Annotated in this window: 1 protein-coding gene and 1 pseudogene; both read left to right on the top strand. The window is 43.1% G+C overall.

Annotated elements, in window-relative coordinates:
• Positions 1 to 124 precede the first annotated feature (124 nt).
• Positions 125 to 610 (top strand): hypothetical protein, encoded by a 486-nt coding sequence (locus JX312_RS12275; RefSeq protein ID WP_204458181.1) that lies wholly within the window; start codon positions 125 to 127, stop codon positions 608 to 610.
• A gap of 263 nt (positions 611 to 873) precedes the next feature.
• Positions 874 to 1,938, top strand: a pseudogene (locus tag JX312_RS12270) (ATP-binding protein); the annotation flags it as partial.
• Between the last annotated feature and the right edge of the window lie 488 nt (positions 1,939 to 2,426).

Genomic DNA, 2,426 nt, shown 5'->3' with positions numbered 1-2,426 from the left:
GGAGCCAGCACAAATAGCAAATTGCCATCCAACTCTTGACCTCGAATTTGATTAACACTTTTTAAGAGACACTAGTGATAATATCTATATCACTCGTGACACCATAAAAAAGAAGATAGAGTCGTTGCTAAAGGATCATTGGCGTAAGACTTTCATCAAATGGCTCACTACCGGTCGTATCAAACTCAAAGGGCATTATACCTTTATTGACAAAATTACGCTCCAAGACGAATTGGTTGGCATTGATAAAGGACTCTATGTTGCCGAAGAAAGTGTCAATGGATTTGAGTATGACGCAATCGCAGCGATTGCCGAACATCCGAATGTCTTTTTTTGGCACCGTAACCGAGACAAAAAAGAGTTTGTCCTAAATGGGTTTATCAACCACTATCCGGACTTTATTGTAAGAATGAAGTCCGGAAGGACTCTTCTTATCGAAACAAAAGGTGATCATCTTGCAAATGCAGAGAGTGTTGACAAGATAAAGTTAGGAAATAAATGGGCAGACCTTGCTGGAGACAAATTCCGGTACTTTATGGTATTTGAATCCAAAGAGGTAGAAGGTGCTATTACATTAAAAACTCTTCTTCAATATCTCAATGACTTGTAATAGTCTATGAAACTATATCATTATACAACAATTGATACGCTTGCTCATATAATGAACAATCGTTCAACAGCTTTGACTTCGATGACTTGGGCAAGTATTTCTCGGCGTTGAGCAACGAGGCGAATCTTCGTGGACTGGAGTTCGCATGGCTGATATTCGGCTATGACGAGAAAAAGCATGAGATTGTCGGTACATCGTATAAAAACGGAGAGAGTGCGCTCAATAATCTCAAGCATGATTTCGCACAGCATACAACCGATGGTCAGACATTCCGCGAGATCGTTCCGATTGAGGTTGACGGCAAGCTCACACGCGCCGCAATCATTCTGCTTGGCAAGATGTTCTCTGATAGCAAACTGCGCCCGGCTGTCGCTGAGGTGACATGGACTCTCCGCGACGAAAAACAAGATGTGGTCGATTATGAGCATTTCTCCGTGCCATTTATACTGACTGTAGATGAAATTCTTGCCAAGATTCATAACCTGACTTTGCGAGAAATGCCCGGAGGAACATTGTTCCCTGATACAATGAAGCAGTATGATGATTATACCATTCGCGAGGCATTACATAACTGCATAGCACACCAGGATTACACTCTGCGTCAAAGAATTAACTTCGTCGAGAATCCGGGCTTCTTGTATTATGCCAACGGTGGTTCATTCATCCCCGGCACATTGGAAAACGCCTTGGCGACGAACGGTCCGCAGAGATTCTTCCGCAATGCCTGTCTGTGCATGGCTATGGTTCATTTCAATATGATTGACACGGTAAGCCGAGGAATCAAGAAGATGTTTACCGAACAGATGGAACGCCGTTTCCCAATGCCTGATTATGAGATTGACAACGAGAAAAAGGAGGTTGCCGTGCGCATCTATGGCAATGCCATCAATGAACGGTACACCAAATTACTCAAAGACAACGACAACCTGACACTCCACGACTGCATTTCCCTCGATGCCATCCAGAAAGGACACCGTATCGATGAAGAAATAGCAACAGATCTACTGAAGCGTGGGTTAATCGAAGGCGAAGCCCCAAACTACACAATCTCCCTCGGAGTGGCTAAAGCCTCCAAGCAGCTTCCCGGCTACACAAGGGTCAGGGGCCTGGAACGCGACAAAATAAAGCACATGATTCTGCAATATATTCAAAATGCCGGCACAGATGGAGCCAAACGCGATGCAATACTCGAATATCTCCAAGGCACCCTACCCAGCCGAAACACCAAAGAGCAGAATCAACGCGTTTTAGGCAACATACTCTCTGAGATGGCAACAGATGGGAACATTACGACTAGAAACCGTCTTTGGTTCATTATACACGACTAGTAGTCGTGTTACAGTCGTAGCTCTATGACTCATTATGCGTAGAATAGTCCTAATCCGACCGATTTTCGGTTTAATGCCCCTTGTCCATTAGCCGTATTATCGCTAATTTTGCATACGAAAGCACAACAAGCTCGGTGTGGCTTAGAAATGGAGGCTGTGACAGCCTTCGGACAGTAAAAAAAGAAGATAAGTTCAGCCAATTCAATGACTTACCAAAATTAGGGTTGAACCATTTAAACTGCAACTCCTTAGTATACCGTATACTTACGATATAAATACTCCCGACGAGCTTATTGCAATGATTCAGGAGTCTATTAAAAAAGCAAGAGGCTAACCTTAACAGCCGCCTCCGTAACTCCTTCAACTGCGTGGTTGATGAGCTGATTTTATTGTGCAAAGTTATTAATTTTATAGGGTGTTCAGTTTGATGTTCCGAAAAACGTCATTCAAAACACCTGAAATTTTAATAAAAACACGTGCTTAANAAT

It is taken from the genome of Barnesiella sp. CU968 (assembly GCF_905219685.1).
GTDB classification, from domain to species: domain Bacteria; phylum Bacteroidota; class Bacteroidia; order Bacteroidales; family Muribaculaceae; genus Lepagella; species Lepagella muris_A.
Note: the sequence above shows the minus strand (reverse complement) of the source record. Positions and strands in the feature narration are given on the sequence as shown.